15 protein-coding genes and 2 tRNA genes are annotated in these 20455 nt (G+C 41.6%); 14 read left to right on the top strand and 3 right to left on the bottom strand.

The annotated features are described in order from the left end of the window. The first annotated feature begins 535 nt into the window (after positions 1-535). The 6 genes from B3B27_RS02470 to pncB all read left to right on the top strand — a co-directional run bounded on the left by B3B27_RS02470 (position 536) and on the right by pncB (position 8725). Positions 536-1156, top strand: coding sequence for a TetR/AcrR family transcriptional regulator (locus tag B3B27_RS02470; protein WP_238867210.1), 621 nt, complete (start codon positions 536-538; stop codon positions 1154-1156). Positions 1157-1167: 11 nt separating this feature from the next. Beyond that, positions 1168-2619 carry a TolC family protein gene (locus B3B27_RS02475; RefSeq protein WP_238867209.1) on the top strand — a complete coding sequence of 484 codons (1452 nt, stop codon included), beginning with the start codon at positions 1168-1170 and terminating at the stop codon, positions 2617-2619. 39 nt (positions 2620-2658) lie between these two features. Next, complete coding sequence (locus tag B3B27_RS02480; protein WP_238867208.1) at positions 2659-3681, top strand: efflux RND transporter periplasmic adaptor subunit; 1023 nt, start codon at positions 2659-2661, stop codon at positions 3679-3681. A gap of 125 nt (positions 3682-3806) precedes the next feature. Next, positions 3807-6935 (top strand): efflux RND transporter permease subunit, encoded by a 3129-nt coding sequence (locus B3B27_RS02485; protein WP_238867207.1) that lies wholly within the window; start codon positions 3807-3809, stop codon positions 6933-6935. Between the two features lie 44 nt (positions 6936-6979). Continuing rightward, positions 6980-7273, top strand: coding sequence for a PG0541 family transporter-associated protein (locus tag B3B27_RS02490; RefSeq protein WP_238867206.1), 294 nt, complete (start codon positions 6980-6982; stop codon positions 7271-7273). Between the two features lie 279 nt (positions 7274-7552). Beyond that, complete coding sequence (gene pncB / locus B3B27_RS02495; protein ID WP_286832752.1) at positions 7553-8725, top strand: nicotinate phosphoribosyltransferase; 1173 nt, start codon at positions 7553-7555, stop codon at positions 8723-8725. A gap of 93 nt (positions 8726-8818) precedes the next feature. On the opposite strand, the gene B3B27_RS02500 is transcribed toward pncB, so the two are convergent. Further along, the gene (locus tag B3B27_RS02500; RefSeq protein WP_238867204.1) at positions 8819-10513 is read right to left on the bottom strand and encodes a M23 family metallopeptidase; all 1695 of its coding nucleotides are present in this window, start codon (positions 10511-10513) and stop codon (positions 8819-8821) included. A gap of 1 nt (position 10514) precedes the next feature. Continuing rightward, a complete protein-coding gene (coaBC, locus tag B3B27_RS02505) occupies positions 10515-11732 on the bottom strand; it encodes a bifunctional phosphopantothenoylcysteine decarboxylase/phosphopantothenate--cysteine ligase CoaBC (RefSeq protein ID WP_238867202.1) in 1218 nt (405 codons plus the stop codon). Positions 11733-12123: 391 nt separating this feature from the next. Here coaBC and B3B27_RS02510 point away from each other — a divergent pair, with 391 nt between their 5' ends. The 5 genes from B3B27_RS02510 to B3B27_RS02530 all read left to right on the top strand — a co-directional run bounded on the left by B3B27_RS02510 (position 12124) and on the right by B3B27_RS02530 (position 16349). Beyond that, a complete protein-coding gene (locus tag B3B27_RS02510) occupies positions 12124-12495 on the top strand; it encodes a PadR family transcriptional regulator (protein ID WP_238867200.1) in 372 nt (123 codons plus the stop codon). A 9-nt stretch (positions 12496-12504) separates the two neighbouring features. Next, positions 12505-14478, top strand: a complete 1974-nt coding sequence (locus tag B3B27_RS02515) for a PspC domain-containing protein (protein WP_238867198.1) — start codon at positions 12505-12507, stop codon at positions 14476-14478. Between the two features lie 231 nt (positions 14479-14709). Then, a complete protein-coding gene (locus tag B3B27_RS02520; RefSeq protein WP_238867196.1) occupies positions 14710-15981 on the top strand; it encodes a Gfo/Idh/MocA family protein in 1272 nt (423 codons plus the stop codon). Positions 15982-16174: 193 nt separating this feature from the next. Beyond that, positions 16175-16258, top strand: a tRNA-Leu gene (locus B3B27_RS02525). A gap of 7 nt (positions 16259-16265) precedes the next feature. Further along, a tRNA-Leu gene (locus B3B27_RS02530) sits at positions 16266-16349 on the top strand. 203 nt (positions 16350-16552) lie between these two features. On the opposite strand, the gene B3B27_RS02535 is transcribed toward B3B27_RS02530, so the two are convergent. Beyond that, on the bottom strand, positions 16553-16903 hold the full coding sequence (locus B3B27_RS02535; protein WP_238867194.1) for a helix-turn-helix domain-containing protein: 351 nt from the start codon (positions 16901-16903) through the stop codon (positions 16553-16555). A gap of 163 nt (positions 16904-17066) precedes the next feature. Here B3B27_RS02535 and B3B27_RS02540 point away from each other — a divergent pair, with 163 nt between their 5' ends. The 3 genes from B3B27_RS02540 to B3B27_RS02550 all read left to right on the top strand — a co-directional run. Continuing rightward, positions 17067-17279 (top strand): hypothetical protein, encoded by a 213-nt coding sequence (locus tag B3B27_RS02540; RefSeq protein ID WP_286846778.1) that lies wholly within the window; start codon positions 17067-17069, stop codon positions 17277-17279. Positions 17280-17604: 325 nt separating this feature from the next. Continuing rightward, entirely contained in the window at positions 17605-18918 is a 1314-nt protein-coding gene (locus B3B27_RS02545) for an IPT/TIG domain-containing protein (protein ID WP_286846779.1), read from the top strand. Positions 18919-18946: 28 nt separating this feature from the next. After that, positions 18947-20455: SusC/RagA family TonB-linked outer membrane protein (locus B3B27_RS02550; RefSeq protein ID WP_286846780.1), on the top strand; the 1509-nt coding region annotated here is incomplete at its 3' end.

Raw genomic sequence — 20455 nt, forward strand, 5'->3', positions numbered from 1 at the left:
GATATTTTTGTTTCCGTTGCTGGTTTAATTTTTGAGTCCCCTCCGATAAGTCTTTTTTGCTGAAAATTCCACAAAAAGTGCCATTGATTTCCAGCGAGTTGCGACCTCCTGAAATCGGGTTTTGGGGTTTTAGGAGCAGACTCATTTTTGAATTCGATTTCAAAGATAACTATTTTTTCAGGATGAGGAAAAAACGGTGTTCATTTAAAGGATAAATAGATTCATTTGTAGGGAAAATATAACTGTTCATGATTAACGACACACTTTATGTTCCATGATTTTCATTCTGTTCTGAAATATCGACAGTCAGGTAGAAAGTATCGAAATGCAATGTAATCGATTAATTAACAACAAAACAGATCTATCCAAAATCATGTAGTACTTTTTTGCTGATTGTCAGGTGTTTTAAAAAATAATTACCGAAGTTTTGAAATATGTAACATAATCTTAATCTAAAGTATGTTAAAACTAAGAAAACTAATTTGATGTTATTAGTTTTACGTTTTACCTTTGTGAGTTTTTCAATTGCAACTAAATGGGAATTAAAGAAAGAATTATTGTCAAAGCCGGAGATCTGTTCTTCCAGTATGGTATAAAAAGTGTATCAATGGATGAGCTGGCCTCTTCATTGGGTATCTCAAAAAGAACTATTTACAAGAATTTTAAGGATAAAGAGGAAATTTTGTTGTCACTGCTTGTCAGGCTCAGGGATGAACGAAAAAAAATTTTCACCTCGCTTATATCAGATAACAACAATGTTGTGGAAATATTTGTGAAAGTTATTGAGATACAGCAATCCACACCCATTTGCAATGTGAAGTTTTTCGAGGATATATATAAGTATTATCCTGAAGCTAACAATTATCTTCAGGATGATGTTAATAAAAACAAGACATTTTTGAGTAATTTTCTCAAAAAAGGTATTGAGCAGGGATATATAAGGGAAGATTTAAACGTTGATGCAGCAGCTTTTCTGGTGGAACAGAGTACACATATTTACATTCGTGCTACTTCGCTTGATAAACCCCCCTTTACTTTTTCAGAACTTTTTTATACAATGATGATAAACTTTGTACGCGGTATCTCTACCGAAAAAGGAATAAAAATTATTGATGCGTATTTAGAACAGCAGAAAGCTAAAAATAGAATATTATAATTAAGAAAGATATGAACAGACCACAAATATTAACGCGTTTCGCTGTGCTGATAATAGGCCTTACAGGCATATTAACGGCATCAGCTCAAGAGCCGGACAGCTTGCTGATCGACTTGAATAGAGCCCTGGAAATAGCTTTGAGTGAGAACCCTACGGTAAAGGTTGCCGATATGGAGATTACCAAGAAACAGTATGCCCAAAAATCGGCATACGGGGCTCTTCTCCCTCAGCTTGATGTTATCGGGCAGTATCAGCGTGCCATTAAAAGACAGACAGTCTATTTTGATGAAGGTTTTGGCCTTGGTGGCGGTAGTATCGACCCAACCCAGTATACACCAGAGGAGCTGGAGATACTGAAGGTGCTGAGCAAGGTGATGATGCCCGATCCGGAAACATCGGGAAAAGGATTTCAGATGGGGCGTTTTAATGTATGGTCGGCAGGTTTGAATGTGAGCCTTCCAGTTGTGGTACCTTCACTTTGGAAAAATATACAGATGAGCGAAGTGGATATTAGACTGGCAATGGAAAAGGCGCGTGCCTCCCGCATAGATTTGGTGAATCAGGTAAAGAAGGCCTTCTTTAGCCTGATGCTTGCACAGGATAGTTATAGCGTGTTCAAAAAAACATATGAAACAGACTCCGTTAATCTGGAAAATATCCGTAACAGATATAACCAGGGGATTGTGGCCGAATATGATGTGATTACGGCAGATGTAAGGCTTAAGAGTCTTATACCCGGTATCCTTCAGTCGGAAAATATGATGAAGATAGCCGAGCTTCAGTTAAAGATGCTGATGGGTGTTGATGGAGAAATGCCGCTTAAAGTGATTGGCACGCTTGATGAATATGAGCAGACTATGTTTAATGCAATTATACCTGCTGATACTTCACTAACCAACAACAGCGATATAAAGCAGTTCGATCTGCAGGCTGAGCAGGCACATAACGCTTATGAGATGCAGAAGCTTCAGTTTTCTCCTACCCTTGTTACCTCGTTTAACTGGACCTATATGAGCCAGAACAACGACTTCAGGTTTAGAGAATATCGCTGGGATCCCTATTCCATGCTGGGTGTTACATTGCAGATACCTATCTTTAACGGGGGGCAACGTTATCATAATGTGAAACAGTCGAAAATCCAGCTTTGGCAATTGAGTGAGCAACGAAAAGATATTGAAAGAGGATTGAAGCTTTCCATAAAGAATAGCTACGACCTTATTAATAAGAATATTGAGCAGGTAATGGCAACACAATCATCAGTTGGCCAGGCACGCAAGGGACATGAGATAACCCTGAAACGGTATGAAACCGGGATGGGGACAATAGTGGATGTAAATGCTGCTGCTCTTGCTGTGCTTAATGCTGAACTGCAATACAGGAACGCGATATATGATTATCTGGCAGCTAAAGCAGATCTAGAGAAAGTGCTTGGCTACGATATTACCCCTGTGGATGCAAATTGAATCAGATAGAAAAAAATAGAAAAAAATTAAATAAATCTTATGAAACTGAAAGAGTTATTACAGTTTACTCCTTTACTGGCTGCAGCATTACTTGCTTCGTGCGGCGTAAAAGACAAGTCCGGCACAGCTGAAAGCGATTCTCAGCAGGTTGAAAAGGTGCGTGTTGAGGAGGTGGTGTTGGTGCCGGTAGAACAGGTGTCCACCTTTACCGCTACGGTTGAGGCTAACCAGGTAAACAATATTGCACCCGCTATGGGTGGGCGTATTCGAAGAATCTATGTTGATGTGGGGGCTAATGTGCGCAGCGGACAGGCAGTTGTGGCCATGGACGGAGCTAATTTATCACAGCAGCAGACACAGGTGGCAACATTAAAAAGAGACTACGAACGCTATAAAGAGCTCTATGAAGTGGGCGGAATTTCCAAACAGCAGCTTGACCAGGCTAAAACGCAGCTTGATGTTGCTGAGTATGCCCTGAGCAATCTGGCTGAGAATACCACACTAATCAGTCCTGTAAGCGGTTTGGTAACAGCCCGTAATTACGATCCGGGTGATGTGGTGATGCAGCTACCAATTCTAACTATCGAAAATATAAATCCTGTTAAAGTAAAGGTAAATGTATCAGAATCATACTATAGCAAGGTGTTAAAGGGGATGCCGGTTGAGGTACAGGCAGATGCACTCGGTAATGAAATATTCAAGGGGGTTATATCTCTGATTCATCCTACGCTCGATCCTGTTTCACACACCTTTGCGGTAGAAATTTCCGTCCCAAACGGCGACCACCGCCTGCGTCCTGGTATGTTTTCACGCGTGAAAATAAATTTTGGCACTAATGACAGCCCGCTTCTGTCAGATATGGCAGTATTGAAGCAGGTTGGATCTAACGATCGTTATGTTTTTGTGGAGAGAGATGGTAAAGCCGTTTATACGCTGGTTGAGCTGGGTGTGCGTGTTGGCGGGAAATATGAAATTTTGTCGGGACTAAAAGCAGGTGACAGGGTAATTGTACATGGAAATACCGGATTGATTGATGGTACGGATGTGCAGGTAGTGCAGTGATAGAGATTAAACAATAAGGAGAATTTTTCAAACCCGGAGTATAAGTAGTACCTTTAATGCTGAAGTTAAGAAGTGAGGTTGACCGGGTTCCTATAAACTTAAAAATGATATAATAGATTTGTTATATGAAGATATATGAAACCTCGGTGAAAAATCCCGTGGGAACATCATTAATATTTATCGGAGTGGTTTTGATCGGGATATTGTTTTACAGACAGCTTCCCATCGACCTTTATCCCAATATCGACCTGAATATCGTATCGGTCATCACCTCTTATGCGGGTGCAGGAGCAGAGGATGTTGAGGCTAACGTAACCCGTCCCCTTGAAGATGTGCTTAACACAACCGAAAAATTGAAAGAGATCACATCACAATCGAGAGACGGAATGTCTATGATTATGCTTGAGTTCGATTTTGGCACCGACATGGATGCCGTGATGAATGATGTCAGGGATAAAGTGGATATAGTGTCGGGATTTCTTCCTGATGGAACGGAAGATCCGATGATCCTTAAGTTCAGCTCCGATATGATACCTGTTGTCATTCTCTCTGCAACGGCGCAAGAGAGTGCTGGTGCATTGTATAAAATACTCGATGAGCAGGTTGCAAATCCTCTCAACCGTATTACCGGAGTGGGTACGGTATCTGTGGCCGGAGCACCACAGAGAGAGATTCAGGTGAATGTGATACCCGATAAACTGGAGGCATACAATATCTCGCTTGAGCAGATAGCCCAGGTGATTGCTACCGAGAATGTGAATGTCCCGGCAGGCAATTTCGATATAGGTTCGCAGACTTATATGCTGCGTCTTGAGGGTGAGTTCAAAGAAAGCCGCGACCTGAACAATATTGTTGTGGGTAACAATCAGGGGCGTTCCATCTACCTGCGTGATGTGGCTACCGTGAAAGATACTGTTGAGACACGAGTGCAGGAGAATTACACGAACGGTCAACGAAGCGCCAGCATAGTTGTACAGAAACAGTCTGGTGCCAACACCGTAGCCATTGCCGATGCCGTAAGGACGCGACTGCCTGAACTGCAAGAAAACCTGCCTCCCGATATCAGGATAGAAACGGTAATGGACACATCGGAGTATATAAAGGTATCTATTGAAAGCTTGTTAGAAACAATTATTCTGGCACTGATAATTGTCGGGATCATTGTGCTATTATTTCTTGGCAGATGGCGTGCAACCGTAATTATCATGGTAACGATACCTATCTCTCTCATAGGATCGTTTATTTACCTCCGTCTTACTGGAAACACAATAAATATTATATCGCTATCGGCACTCTCCATCACTATAGGAATGGTGGTTGACGATGCTATTGTGGTGCTGGAGAATATCACCACACATATTGAACGTGGAAGTCGTCCAAGACAGGCTGCCGTTTACGGTACGGAAGAGGTGTCGCTTTCCGTTATTGCATCCACGCTGACCATTATCGCGGTGTTTCTTCCCATGACCATGGTTGGCGGTTTTGCCGGTGTTATGTTTAAACAGCTGGGATGGATGGTAACTATTATCATCTCGCTATCATTGATCATAGCCCTTACGTTGACGCCGATGATGAGTGCAAAGATGATGAGAGGCGAAAAGGATATGAAAGTCAACCGATTCGACAGGTGGTACAATAAGAATATCCTTCCACTTCTGAACAAGCTCGATCACGGTTATTCACGCTTGGTAAACAAGGTAGCAAGAAAGAGAAGACTTGCGTTATTTTTCGTGCTGATGATTTTTATTGTGAGCGTGGTAATTAGCGCTGTTACACTGAAGACAGAGTTTATGCCGGCATCGGACAATAACTCCATTGCCATAACCGTGGAGATGCCTACAGGGACTCGTATGGAAGTCGCACGAGAAACTGGACACCGCATCGCACAAGTGATGAAGGAGAAATATCCTGAAATTGAGATCATCTCTTTCAGTGTGGGTGCAGCTGATGAGGATAACGCATGGGCAGCGATGCAGGACAACGCTTCAAATATAATAACTTATAGAATGAGGCTGACAGAAGCAAAAAACAGAAAGAAAAATATTTATGATATATCTGATGAGATTCGTGCAGACCTTGCTGACATGCCTGAACTATATCGTTTTCAGGTAATGCCGGGAGGTGGCGATATGGGCATGACAGGTGGAAGCAATATAGCAGTAAATGTTTATGGCTACGACCTGGCTGCAACCGATAAGATAGCGGCAGGTTTGCGTTCTGAATTGGAAAAAGTGAAGGGGCTTAGAGATATCGTTGTATCCAGGAAAGATTACCGGATGGAGTACCAGATTCAGTTCGATCGTGAAAAGCTTGCTCTTAACGGGTTGAATATGACCACTGCAGCCAATGCGGTAAGAAACAGGATCAACGGGCTCACCATGTCACGCTACCGCGAAGAGGGAGAGGAGTATAATATTCGTGTCAGGTTCGAAGAACAATACAGGCAGTCGATTGAAGATATCGAAAATATTCTTATCTACAACCCTATGGGAGCAGGTGTTCGTGTACGTGACCTGGGAAAGGTTGTGGAGACTTCCACACTCCCTCAGATAGACCGGCAGGACAGGGAACGTATTGTGTCTGTTACCGGAACAATCTACGGGCGTGCTTTGAGTGAGGTGGTTGCAGATGTAAATAAAATATTGGCAGAAGTAGATCCGCCTACAGGTGTGCAGCTGGAGATGGGCGGCTCGTTAGAAGACCAGCAGGAGGCATTTTCTGAATTGACTTTGCTGCTGTTGATAGTTTCACTGTTGGTATATATTGTGCTTGCATCACAGTTTGAATCGCTTACTTATCCTTTTATGATTATTCTTACAGTCCCATTTGCCTTTACCGGATCTATCCTGATGCTTTCTATTACCCGCGAGCCGCTTGGTATAATGGGATTCGTGGGGTTGATCATGCTTGTGGGAATGGTGGTGAAGAATGCCATCGTGCTTATTGATTACATCAATCTGAACCGCGAAAGAGGTATGACTATTATCACTGCTGTGGTGCACGGAGGACGTTCGAGGCTTCGTCCCGTATTGATGACTACCCTTACAACAATACTGGGAATGATACCGTTAGCGGTAGGGACAGGACAGGGGTCAGAGATGTGGAAATCATTGGGTATCTCCATCATTGGGGGTATGACATTTTCTACAATTATTACCCTTGTTCTCATTCCGGCACTCTATTCCATCATGGCCGGTTACGGCGTGCGCAGAAAGCGTAAGAAACATCGCGATATTCTGACTGATAATGTTTAAGGGAAAGTAGTGTCAAATTGAAAGGAATAAATAATTTTAATTGTATGAAAGCTGTAATGATAATTTTAGACCAGGCGCACTATGAAAAGATTGTGAACGACCTGAGCTCATTGAATATTCGTGGGTTTACTTCATGGAAAGAGGTTTACGGAAAAGGAAGTAAAGATGGATACCCGCATTATGGATCACATGCTTGGCCTTCGGTGAATAATGCTATCCTTACCATTGTAGATGATGATAGAGTTCACCTGTTGTTGAATTATCTGAAAAAACAGGATGAAGAGTCCGCAAACCTGGGGTTGCGTGCCTTCGTATGGAACGTGGAAGATATGATATAGTTATAAGCCTAAAAATATATGGCACAGCGGAACACGGAGGCTGCAAAGTACTAATTGTAGCAAATAACTAATTGCAGCAAATAACCTGATAAGAACTGACTATCATCAACCGTTTGATTTTCTGTGAACCGAATCGGTTTATAAATGTTTTACAGTTTATATATAAGCCCCCCCGTGGAGTTTTTTTTAGCTGCAAGTCGACCAATAAATTATTGACTGTCAGTATTATAAATGAAGTTTTAACGAAGCATTAATATAACTAATTAAACAATAATTGAAATGGGAATCATCAGAAGTATCCTCGATACGGATCTTTATAAATTTACTACCAGTTATGCATATTCAAAACTCTTTCCACGCGCTTATGGTGAATTTGAATTTGTGGACAGAAGCAACGGAGATTATCCACAGGGATTTGATCAGCTACTGCGAAAGGAGCTGGAGGAGATGTCAGCTCTGGTGTTGACAAATGACGAAGAAGTTTTTATTAGAAAGCAGATGCCATATCTGCCACCAATTTATATTGACTTCCTGAAAGGATTCCGTTTTGATCCGTCGGAAGTGGATATATGGATGGATGGCAACAAGCTGCATGTCAAAGCTAGCGGTTTACTTTATAGGGTTACTTTGTGGGAAACGCCGGTTTTGGCTACAATCTCCGAACTCTTTTTCCGGGAGACAGGGCAGCACCCCGATCTGGAATATATGGAGGCGTCAGCAATAGAAAAAGCTTTGAAGATGAAAGAGCACGGTATCACATTTTCTCTCTTCGGGATGAGGCGAAGATTTAGCTTTGATGTAGAGGACAGAGTGACGGAGCTTCTGAAGATTCATGCCGGAAAGAGCTTGTATGGAACTAGTAATGTTTATATGGCGTTCAAACACAAACTGAACGTATCGGGCACCCACCCGCATGAGTGGGTGCAGTTCCACGGTTCTATCTACGGTTACAAGATGGCAAATTACATGTCTATGGAGGATTGGATCAACGTGTTTGATGGCGATCTGGGAACTGTACTTACCGATACTTATACTACCGGTGTGTTCTTGCGTAATTTCAGCAAGAAGCATGCGGCACTTTTTACCAGCTTGAGGCATGATAGCGGCGATCCGTTTATTTTTATCGATAAAGTTATCAAACGGTACGAAGAGCTTCGTGTAAATCCCAAAATGAAATACCTGGTCTTTTCAGATAGCCTTGACGTAGAGAAGGCTATCCGCATCAAGGACTATTGTGGCGACCGCATTGGTGCCACTTTTGGCATTGGTACCAATCTGACTAATGATGTGGGAAATGATATAAAAGGGATGAATATTGTAATGAAGCTTTTCAGATGCAAGATGATTGCCAGGGAGGAGTGGCAGGAGTGCGTTAAGCTGTCTGATGTGGAAGGAAAGCATACAGGAAGTGAACGTGAGATAACCCTGGTGAAGGAGACGCTGGGCCTTTAAGAAAATGCAATTAGTAATTCATATTAAGTAAAGTGAATGCCCATATAGTGTGTGAAAATGATGCCTCATTCCTGCCGGCATGGAGATGATTTATTAATAGTGGAATGAGTAACTGTATTCGCTGCTGTTTCCTGCTCTATCCGTTGCCCTGAATACCAATATCTGTTTCTCTCCTTTTATTAGCCGTGAATCGTCAAAAATGTAGGTATAGACCGGTGATTTTGAATCGTGTGTAAAAAGTACGTACTTCCCGTTTATCTCTCCCCTGAAATAAGCTATCCCGCTTTTATCGTCGCTGAGCCTTATGCGTATTTTTTTCTGGCTTACCCACCCGGCAGGTTCCAGTGGTGTGATAACAGGAGCTACCGTGTCAGAGCTTACTGCATACCTGTCACCCAGCTCCCTAATTGAAGCTTCCACTCCACCGCGTTTGTAACTGCCTCCTATCCAGCTTTCGTTACCGTTGTCGCTTATTTTTACTATACCGTACTGGTTGCGGTTTTGCAGCGTATCTGTATGCAGTTTAATCCAGATTGTTCCGCTTTTATGTAGTGGTACGGGATTATTATTTACATGGTGCACATCTGAATAGTAGGTAGGTTTTTTTGTGATGAAGTGGGAATAACAGAAATTATCATATAAATTCCCTGTAGGTATTGACAGTGAAAATCCCAAATCTAAAAACGAGTTATGCAGGTTCCATGCCATCCATTTTGAGCAGCCGGGTTCTTCAGGTATCTCCTGCCGCTGACCGTTTACAGTGAAAGAGTATGAAAGCATATTTCCATAAAGGTCTTCCAGCTCGTATCTGAACCGATAGGCTCTCTCCTCGTCAATATCTATATATCCTCTGTTTGCTGATTCATAAAACGGAAGCCTGTTGCCGGGCTCAATAAATGAATTCATAAAAAATGAACGACGGTTCTTCCAATCCTCAAAGTCGATGAAGGAGTTCAGCATGCGTGTGTCATTAAAAGAATAACGTCCTATGGTGCTGCTGAATATCTGTTTGTCGTCTACGAACAGACGAATATATTTCACGCCATATATATTTGACTGGCCATTCATCCGGTCATATGCCTTTACACCTGTACCTATACGTCCCCATGCATTCACAGTTTTTCCCGGACTTGACGGATTGCCAGCTTTGTCCTTACCAATATTCATTCTCAGAGTATTACCGCTTCCGTTGACAATTCCCTTGCCTGCAACCGGATATATGGCAATTCCCCTCAGGTCGGGCTTTTGTGTGTCGGGTACCTGCCCTATGTATTCCAGTACATCCAGCGGCTCCTGTGTGTGGGTATCCCGGATTTCGAGATGGAGATGTGGCCCTCCCGAACTCCCAGTATTACCGCTCAATGCGATCTGCTCACCCCGCTTTACAGGCATCATTCCCTTCTCAGGGTGAAGGTTTACTTGAAAGCTCTCCTGTTCATATTGCTTAATAATAACCCAGTCGGCAATTTTTTTTGAAAAGCTTTTCAAATGGGCATAAACGCTGGTATGGCCTGTTGCCGGATGATCAACATAGAGTGCCAATCCATAGCCTCCAGGTGAAACACTTATGCGGGATATATATCCATCTTCGACTGCTAAAACTGGTTTCCCCGTCACACCTTGTGTTTTGAAATCCACTCCGGAATGAAAATGATTGCCTCTTAGTTCGCCGAAGTTGCCACTCAGCGCAGGGGGTATATTTAATGGATTTATGTATTGCTGTGAAAAGGATAGAAGTGAAGTAGCAAAAAAAAAGAGATATGATAATAAAAAGCAAAATTGTTTCATCTTACGTTGTTTTGTTCGAAAAAGAGATGAACACCGTATCAATAATATCTTTTGCAACCTCTTTTTTTGATTTTAAATCGAACGATCTTTTTCCTCCGTCACGGGAAAGTATCGTTACCTTGTTTGTGTCATGCCCAAATCCGGCACCTTTGTCCTGCAGTGAATTGAGCACGATGAAATCAAGGTTTTTCTTCTCTAGCTTTTTAATGGCATTAGCCTCCTCATCGTTGGTCTCCAATGCAAAACCGATGATCAGCTGGTGTGTCTTTTTCATTTCTCCCAACGATGCGGCAATATCGGGATTGGCTGTCAGGGTGAGGGTAATACTCTCCAGCTCATTCCGTTTTATCTTTTCATCCTGTTTCTGTTCAGGACGGTAATCGGCCACAGCAGCAGAGAGAATGGCAGCATCCATTTGAGGGAAATGCTTCATGGTGGCATCATACATATCTTTTGCCGATTCAACGTCTATTCTCCGTATACCATGATGAGAAACTAATTGTGCTGTTGGACCGGTTATCAGCAAGACCTCAGCACCGCGTAAAGCACACTCTTCAGCCAGTGCAAAACCCATTTTCCCTGATGAGAAATTACCGATAAAACGAACCGGGTCGATGCGCTCATAGGTGGGGCCTGCAGTAATCAGAACCTTTTTTTTGTGAAGATTGTTCCGTAATGCGAAAAACTGTTCCAGAATAGCTACAATATTTTCAGGCTCTTCCATCCGCCCTTTGCCTTCGAGATGACTGGCCAGCTCTCCCTCGGCAGGCTCAATAATCCGCACCCCGTCACTCTTCAGTATTTCCAGATTACGCTGGGTTGTTATGTGCCTGTACATATCGAGATCCATAGCCGGTGCAACAAATACAGGAGCTCTCATGGATAGGTAGGTGGTGATAAGCATATTGTCGGCAATGCCGTTTGCCATCTTGCCGATGGTGGATGCCGTGGCTGGAGCAACGACCATCAGATCGGCCCACAAACCCAGATCCACATGGCTATGCCAGGTGCCGTCACCCGTGGCAAAAAACTCACTTATTACCGGTTTGCCTGACAGGGCAGACAGTGTTACCGGTGTAATGAATTCTTTTCCGGAAGGAGTGATAACGATCTGCACTTCTGCGCCCTTTTTTATCAATAACCGGGTGATAATTGCCGATTTGTAGGCCGCGATGCTGCCTGTAATTCCCAAAACAATATGTTTTCCCCTCAGCGACATAACTGTTGATTTAACCGTTGCAAATATAGCCGAATTTTCTGAACCCCGCCAATGAAACGATAGAAACTGTTCAACTTTCACAGCTGCTGCCAACAAAATATCGTTAAATTAGAAAATTCAGTTTAACTCATTCAACGATCTCAATATTTCCGCAATGTTAAATAACGCTAAATATATAAATATATATGGTACTTTGTATTGCATAATACTTTGCTTTGAGTAATTTTGTATCGAAAGACTATTGTTTATGGTTTTTAATAGTTCCAATAGAGTAAATTACACATTAGGTAATTAATACAGAGTTTATAAAGCGCAAAATAACAGTATCCATATAAAAACAGTTGAATAGAATATTGTATAAGAAAATTGTAAAAGTGAAAATAAAAAGAATATGAATATTGAAAATACGCAGAGTCAAATGCGAAAGGGGGTACTGGAATACTGTATTCTTTCCATTATAAAGAGAGGAGAGGCTTATCCGGGTGATATCATTGATGAGATGAAAAGTGCCGGGTTGCAACTTCTGGAGGGGACACTCTATCCTTTGCTTAATCGACTGAAGAATGCTGAGATACTTACATACAGATGGGTTGAAAGCACTTCGGGCCCGCCACGTAAATACTTTCAGCTTACCGGAAAAGGGGAAATATTCTATACACTTTTACAAACCACCTGGAATGAACTTGCCGGCGGGGTAGAATGCTTAACGCGAAAGACTGACGAAATGTATAATAATCAACCGGATCAAAATCCATCAGAATAACATCAATATATGAAGAAGGTAATCAACATTAATTTTCAAGGACAGGTAATTGCCATTGAAGAGACTGCTTACGAAATATTGAAACAGTATATCGACAGTCTCAAAGAGTACTTTTCACGAGAGGAGGGTGGTGATGAGATTGTTAACGATATTGAATGCCGTATCGCTGAACTTTTCGGTAACCGTTTAAAGCACGGTATCAACTGCATCACTGATGAAGATGTGGAAGTTATCATCAGCAGTATCGGCAGACCTAAGGATTTCGATTCAGATTATTATGAATCTTCTCAGAGAGAACGTGGTGCCGGAGAATCTTCATCAACAACAGGTGTATGTTCCGATAACGGAGCAAACTTATCCGAACAGGTAACATCAGGTGAATCCCGCTCACTCAACAGAAATGCTAATGATCAGATTATTGGTGGTGTCTGCAGTGGCCTGGCGCATTATTTCAAGACTGACCCTGCATGGATTCGAATTCTCTTCGTATTGTTTTTCGGTGTTCTTTTTTGGGTTTATATCGTTTTGTGGATCGTGCTAAAATCTAAACCCCTCGAATCTAATGTTACCAAACGTCTTTATCGAAATCCCAACGATCGATATTTAAGTGGTGTTTGCGGAGGTATAGGTGCATACTTCAAAATAGAGTCATGGATACCACGTCTTCTTTTCTTGCTGCCCATTATGTTGAATGTGGTTGGAATGGTATCAATTTTTCCTTTGAGCACCTTTTTTCATAATATAGGCTTCAACTGGAATATTAATCTGGGAGTTGTACTTTTGTACGTGGTGTTGTGGATAATTATTCCCGAAGCAAAGACCGTGAAGCAGAAACTTGAGATGATGGGAGAGGACGACTATATCCAATCCATAAGAGATAAAGTGACTGATAATGTGGCGAGTGCAAAAAGCCGTACAGATACGGGCCGCTATGATGCAAATACTGGATTTGCTTCTTCGGGTTTAAAAATAGATAATGACCAAAAACCCTCTTCGGAGAATATGCCACCCGAACCTCCCCGTCCTAATTCAAGGACCGCACAATATCCACAACCGGATAGATCGGGATGTCTGAACGTTTTGGTTATATTTCTGAAAATCATCTTTTTCTCTTTCGTGGGGATCTTCGCGCTCATGCTGGTGGTACTATTTTTCGGACTACTTTTTGCCGGATCGCAATTTATGCCGTTGAAATCACTCTTTATTGATCCCGGGTACGAGACTAATCTGCTTTTCACATCAATAGCTATGATAACTCTTGTGCCCCTCATTTCTGTAATAATTTGGGTTATTCGTCGAGTGATGAAAGTAAAATCACGGCCTATAATAGGTGTTGTTGCAACTGTCCTGTGGTTTGCCGGTCTTGCGATAATGGGCGTACTTGCTACAAGTGTTGCAAAAAAATTCAACGTTGAAAGTTCCCGCGAAGAGATAGTAGCACTATCGCCGGTTAATTCAGGTAAGCTCTATGTTGAAATGGAGACCTACAGAGAGGATTTTTCCGAGTTTAAATTAGGATACGGTTTTGGATTAGGTTCAGAGATCGATGAGCTACCATATACCACAGTTAACGAAGATTCACTACTTTTCAGAAAAATCAATCTGCAGATAGGGAAAAGTTCAGATTCACTATTTCACATAAGGACGATTGCAGCTTCAAGAGGCAGAAATCTTCGCAGTGCAAAAGCCGATATTGAGCAGTTTACCTATAACATTGTCCAGAAAGACTCCGTACTGTTCCTGCCTGAATTTCTGGCAGTACCGGTAAATCAGGGCTTCAGGGATCAGAGTATAACCATTGAAATATTTGTCCCGGCAGGAAAAAAAGTTGAAGTTAGCGATGCACTGAGGGAGTACAAAAATAATCAAACACCCTCAGTTGTAAGGAAAAGAGTCAGAACCTTTTCCCGTACATATTTTCCCGTTGAAGCCGAAACCTCGGGACAAGAATTTGAGAACATAGAAAAAAGAGATACGGTTTAGTAGTAATTTTTATTTTACATAACTTTTCATTGTCGTTCTTTAGGGCTGCCCCATATGGCGGCCCTTTTTAGTGTGTAATTATCAAAATAATGTTTATTTTTGCACAATAAACATTCTCTATATGTTATATTAGCTAAGGCTGAACTTACACGGAACCAATCCGCAGTAAGAAAAAAATTAAAATGCTATAAATCTGGTAACGTAAAGGAACAATATATAATAATATATACTATGAACAGAAGAAATTTCATTAGGAATGTTTCCGCCATTTCAACACTTACCGTATTAAAACCGGAGATAGTTTTTGCATCAGGTAATAATTCTGCTGTGAGGGTAGGGCTTGTGGGGTGCGGTTCACGTGCAACGGGAATCCTTAATAGTATGTCTGAAAGCTCAAATATTCAGATTACCGCATTGGCTGATCTTTTTGAAGATAAGCTCGTAAAGGGGATCGACTTTGCCAATGTACTTAACAAAAAAAGAGGCTATGCTCCTGTTCCGAAGAATAGAACCTATACAGGATCTGAAGCATATCTTAGATTATTGGAAAACCAAGATGTTGATGCTGTAATTATTGCATCTCCAGGCTATTCACATCCTCAAATTCTGGAAGATACGGTTGCTGCGGGGAAGCATGTTTATTGTGAAAAACCTATGGCTGTAGATGCCGACGGATGCAGGCAGGTACTCAGAACAGGGAAGAACATTAATGGAAAAGTATCGGCGTTCGACGGTTTCCAGATTCGTTATGCTACTCCTTATGCAGAAATGGCAAAAAGAATTAAAAGAGGTGATATTGGTGACCTTGTCACGGTACAGCTCTATTATTTTTCATCGGGTGCTGTAATTATTCCCCACGAAGGAATGTCGTACGACGAAACACGTATTCGTAATCATTACCATTTCCATGAAATTTCAGGCGGATGTTATCTCGATCAGGCCATTCATATGATCGATACATGCAATTGGATTTTGGGTGCCAATCCTTTATATGCCATAGGTGAAGGAAGCAGGAAAGGAGGTCCAGACTTTGGTAATGCATGGACAAACTATCAGGTAATTTATAAGTATCCGAATGATGTGAATGTTTCGGTACATTCCAGTAAATTCGGGAAAGTTTTCGGTGATGTTTGTGCCAGGTTTATTGGGACAAAAGGTATTGCTGAAGCACATTACAGCGGGGGAGTGTTTATTATGGGCGAGAATAAATGGGATTCTGGAGTTGTACGTTCTTCGTCGGAGCTTACGCCTGAATCTATTGCAAAAGGCGCCAGCTCGTCGTCATTAGACGATGCTGATATCAATAAAGGCAAGGCTTTTATTGATAGTATAACAGGAGGAGTATATATGAATCAGCTTGAATCTGGATGTAATTCTACCTTAAGTGCTATCTTGGGAAGAGAGGCGGCTTCCAGGCAGGAGAAGGTCACATGGGACGAACTGATATACACACCGCATCGGATTGACCCGAAATTGAATTTAAAACAGTTCGACATAAAATAAAATTCAAAAAATATTGGGTTCAATTTAAAAAATCTTGTATCTTTGCATCCGCAATTCAGAAAAAGCTGTACGGCCAGCCTTTCCCTGAGTAGGGGAAGTATGGCCGTTGAGCTACGGAAACAAAAACATTGGTGTTTTTATTTTTCTGATGCGTTATCAGGCGGAGGCCTTTTAATATATTGGTAAGTTATGAGCCCGGATGGCGGAATTGGCAGACGCGCTAGTTTCAGGGACTAGTGTTGGCAACAACGTGCAGGTTCGACCCCTGTTCCGGGCACTGCAATGCGCAGGTGGTGAAATTGGTATACACGCTACTTTGAGGGGGTAGTGCCGGTTACGGCGTGTGAGTTCGACTCTCATCCTGCGCACTTTGTTGATTCTCAGTCACATGTTGTTCTTATATTTTTTTCGTACCATTTGGAATAGTTCTCTCACCTTACTTTTGAATTTTTCATTGTTTTGTTATTCTCTTTACACTTCCGCCAAGACCTTATCTGCAATATATTTTTCATGATCTAATGAGTATTTTTTGTTGCCTTCATGTTTTCTGTACACATGATTCTTTCGACCGTTACTTTTTTATCTTGCGAAGTCTTTCTATCTCAATTCGGAGTTTCCTGTTTTCTTCCAGCATCTCCAGGTATTTGTTTTTATATTTTACGGAGTTTTCTTCCAAGGTGTCGGTTGTTTGTTCGACAGCGGCTGGCTGAACCGGAGTGCTTGTCATCTTCCCTTTCCCCGTGATAAGCCAATCAAGGTTTAGGTCCGGAAAAGCTTCCACGATATTGGACAGTTTGTCCGCACCAATCGAAGTTTTTACCTTACTGATATATCCACGTGAAAAACCAACCCGCTCTTCAAATTTAGTTTGTCCCAGTCCTTTTGATTTTATGAATAATTTTAACCTATCTATGAATTCCATATTTTGTATTGTTCCTCAGGTAATTATCAATTTTATTATTTAGAATAAATCTAAATTACTCCATAAATACGAATTGCTTGTAATCACTGAACATATTACACTATATTTGCATTGTTAATTAATGTATAATGCTTTGCCGCAAAATTAGACATTTTACAAAAAAATGAATAATCAGACAAATACCATAAATCCGGTTACAAAAATATTGATACCCGATACACACTTTGGTTTAAAGGTTGGTGAAACCGTGATGATACCTACGAGAATGATTAAATCCAGTTCTGTCGGGGTCGTCGTATCCTGTTTAAAGAAAATAAAAAAACTTCAATTTATTGTAACCGAACAAGGCTTTGTGGATGAAATACAAGTAACCTGATTAAAATAATTCATACAATCATGTTTAAATGTTATTGAATATTAACGGGATTAATGTCGTTATTGGAATCAACATATGTTATCAAACAAACAAATAACTGCCGTATTAACCAAAAACGGCACAATTAATTTCACATTTATTTTTTTTCTGTATTTCTAATTACATAACAAGAAATACAGTTAAGGGAAAAGCTTGTTTAGGCAGAGATAAACGAATCTTTGCCAGGTGTTAGCATCTTTATTGAAAATTCTATAAGAGGAGTGCCTACGGATGTGGACGTAACTTTTAAATTTTAAATTAAACTAATTCATATAATTTATTTAACATGAAAAAGCAATTAAGTATCATCTGTTTTGTTGTGGCTATTATTATTTTTTGGTCGTGCGGAGGCGACAAGTCCGATAATTTCGGACGGGAAAATTACAATCCATCAAAACCGGTCGAAATCACCGGCTTTGAACCGGACTCAGGAGGAATGTCGACTAAAGTATTTATTACGGGGAATAACTTTGGCTCGGATGTGTCCAAAATAAAAGTGTATTTCAACAATGTACCTGCACCCGTTGTCGGTTCTGACGGGAAACATATTTACACGATTACTCCACGACAGCCGGGTAGGGAGAACGTTATATCTGTAGTAGTGAATGGCGACTCTACCGCTTTTACCAAAAAGAAATACTTGTACCGTACAATGTATGTCATTCAAACCATTGCTGGAAGAAAAGGAACAACACAGTTCAAGGCGGGAAAATTGTCGGAGGCTGAGTTTCATCAACCTTCCACCATAACAGTGGATGCACAAAAGAACATCTTTATATCCCATTGGCGCGTTCCGTTTTGTTTTGTCCGAATTAACGAAGAGGAAAACATTGTAGAAGCTCTTGCTCCTGGAAGTAAAACTGATACCAAATATGCATTTGGTTCGCCGACAGTTGATGCAAATGGTGTTGTTTCTGCAATCTCCGATAATGGTAGAACTTTTTTCACTTTTGATCCTATTGAAGGCTGGACACCAAGAGAACGCTCAATTCTACCTGCAGGAGCAGGAGGAACTCCCTTTACATTCAGTACGGCGCACAGTCTTGCGGCCCATCCGGTAACGGGAGAGCTGTATACACGTTATTACGCCTCGGGGCATCTTATTAAGGTAAATCCCAACACAAGAGAGGGTACGTTAGTTGGAGAAACATTGACTTCATCTGATTCTTACCTCGTTTTTGACCCTGTCAATCCCAATATTATATATATTTCCTATTCGTCCTTGCATTGTATTGGCAAATATGACCTCGAAAAGAAAGAACATACTATTTTTGCCGGCAGAAATGGCGAGGCCGGATGGCAAGACGGGCCATTGTCAGAAAGCAGGTTTAACACTCCCAACCAGTTGATAGTTGCACCCAATGGTAATCTTTATTTAGCAGATAGAAATAACCACTGCATCCGTATGATTACTCTAGACGGTAAAGGTGGCGGGGTGGTATCAACCGTTATAGGCAAAGGAGGCGTTGCCGGCTATCAGGACGGAAATCCCGAAGATGCCCTTTTCAATCAACCAAGAGGTGTCGCTGTAACGGCGGATGGCAACATTTATATTACAGACCTCGGCAACAATGTTGTCAGAAAGTTAACCATAGAGTAAAATTACCATTAATAATTGAAAGTATATTATGCAATTAAATTATAAAAATATTCTGATTATTTGTTTACTGTGTTTGCTTCCATCATTAGCTGCGGCACAGCAGACGTATAATATGGGAGGTACCGTTTATGACGAAAATGGAGAGACCCTTCCAGGAGTTAGTATTTTTCTGAAGGCACAAGCCATGATTGGTACAGCAACCGATATCGATGGTAAATTTAAAATCAGGGCTTCCAAGGGTGATGTGCTTGTATTTTCATATATAGGATATGAAAACCAGGAATATCTTGTTGATGCGGAAAATGAAAAAATAAAAGTCACCATGGTCCCAACTGCCACTGAAATTGAAGAGGTGGTTGTTACCGCTTTGGGAACCCAACGCAAAATAAGTGTCGTTGGCGCTGTTACATCAGTGGAGGTAAAAGATATCCAAACGCCTGCCACCTCAATTACCAATATGCTTGGAGGCCGCGTTGCCGGTATTATTACCACTTTAGACAGCGGCGAACCGGGCAAAAATATTTCGGAGTTCTGGGTGCGTGGTATTGGAACATTTGGAGCGAGTAGTTCGGCATTGGTATTGATAGACGGCTTGGAGGGCAATATCAACTCCATCGACCCGGCCGACATCGAATCATTCTCCATACTGAAGGACGCTTCCGCAACGGCTGTTTACGGAGTTCGCGGAGCAAATGGAGTAGTGCTAATTACAACAAAACGCGGACAAAGCGGCAGGTTACAAATTAATGGAAGAGCCAATTATACAGTGTCACACCTGAAGCGGATGCCAAAATATTTGAGAGCATATGATTATGCCGTTTTAGCCAATGAAGCAAGGGCAGTACGTAACGAAGAGATTCTTTATAACGATATGGAGTTGAAACTCATCAAAAATCATTTAGATGACGATCTTTATCCCGATATCAGCTGGCAGGATGAGATCATAAAACGAAACGGGTTCCAGCAAACTTATTATGTGAGTGCCAAGGGAGGCGGCGAAGCAGCACGCTACTTTATTAGCTTGGGAACCTCGATTGAAGATGCGGCCTATAAAGTGGCTCCTGAAAACACCATTCGCTCCGGCGTTGGTTATAACACGTATAATTACCGCATTAATCTGGATATTGATCTGACCAAAGGTACCACTTTGTATTTTGGCACAGACGGTTATTTGTCACTAAGGACGCAACCCGGTTTTGCAAATACCGATGCCATGTGGGCGGCCCAGTCGATGCTTACCCCCATTACTGTTCCTATCAGATATTCGACAGGAGAGTTACCGGCTTATAGTTCAACGTTTGGAGGTGACGCCGTATCGCCTTATGTACTCCTAAATTACACCGGAAAACAAACCAATCAGAATTACATAGGCAAGGCAACGCTGGCTTTATCACATGACTTCTCCTATTTGATTAAGGATCTGAAATTGAGAATGCAGGGAGCGTACGATAATGTTTCTTGGAAAGACGAAAGAAGATACGTAATGCCCGAATTATATCTGGCGACTGGCCGTACTAACTGGGGCGAATTACAAAGA

The sequence above is a fragment of the Proteiniphilum sp. UBA5463 genome, from assembly GCF_002427225.1.
Classification (GTDB): domain Bacteria; phylum Bacteroidota; class Bacteroidia; order Bacteroidales; family Dysgonomonadaceae; genus Proteiniphilum; species Proteiniphilum propionicum.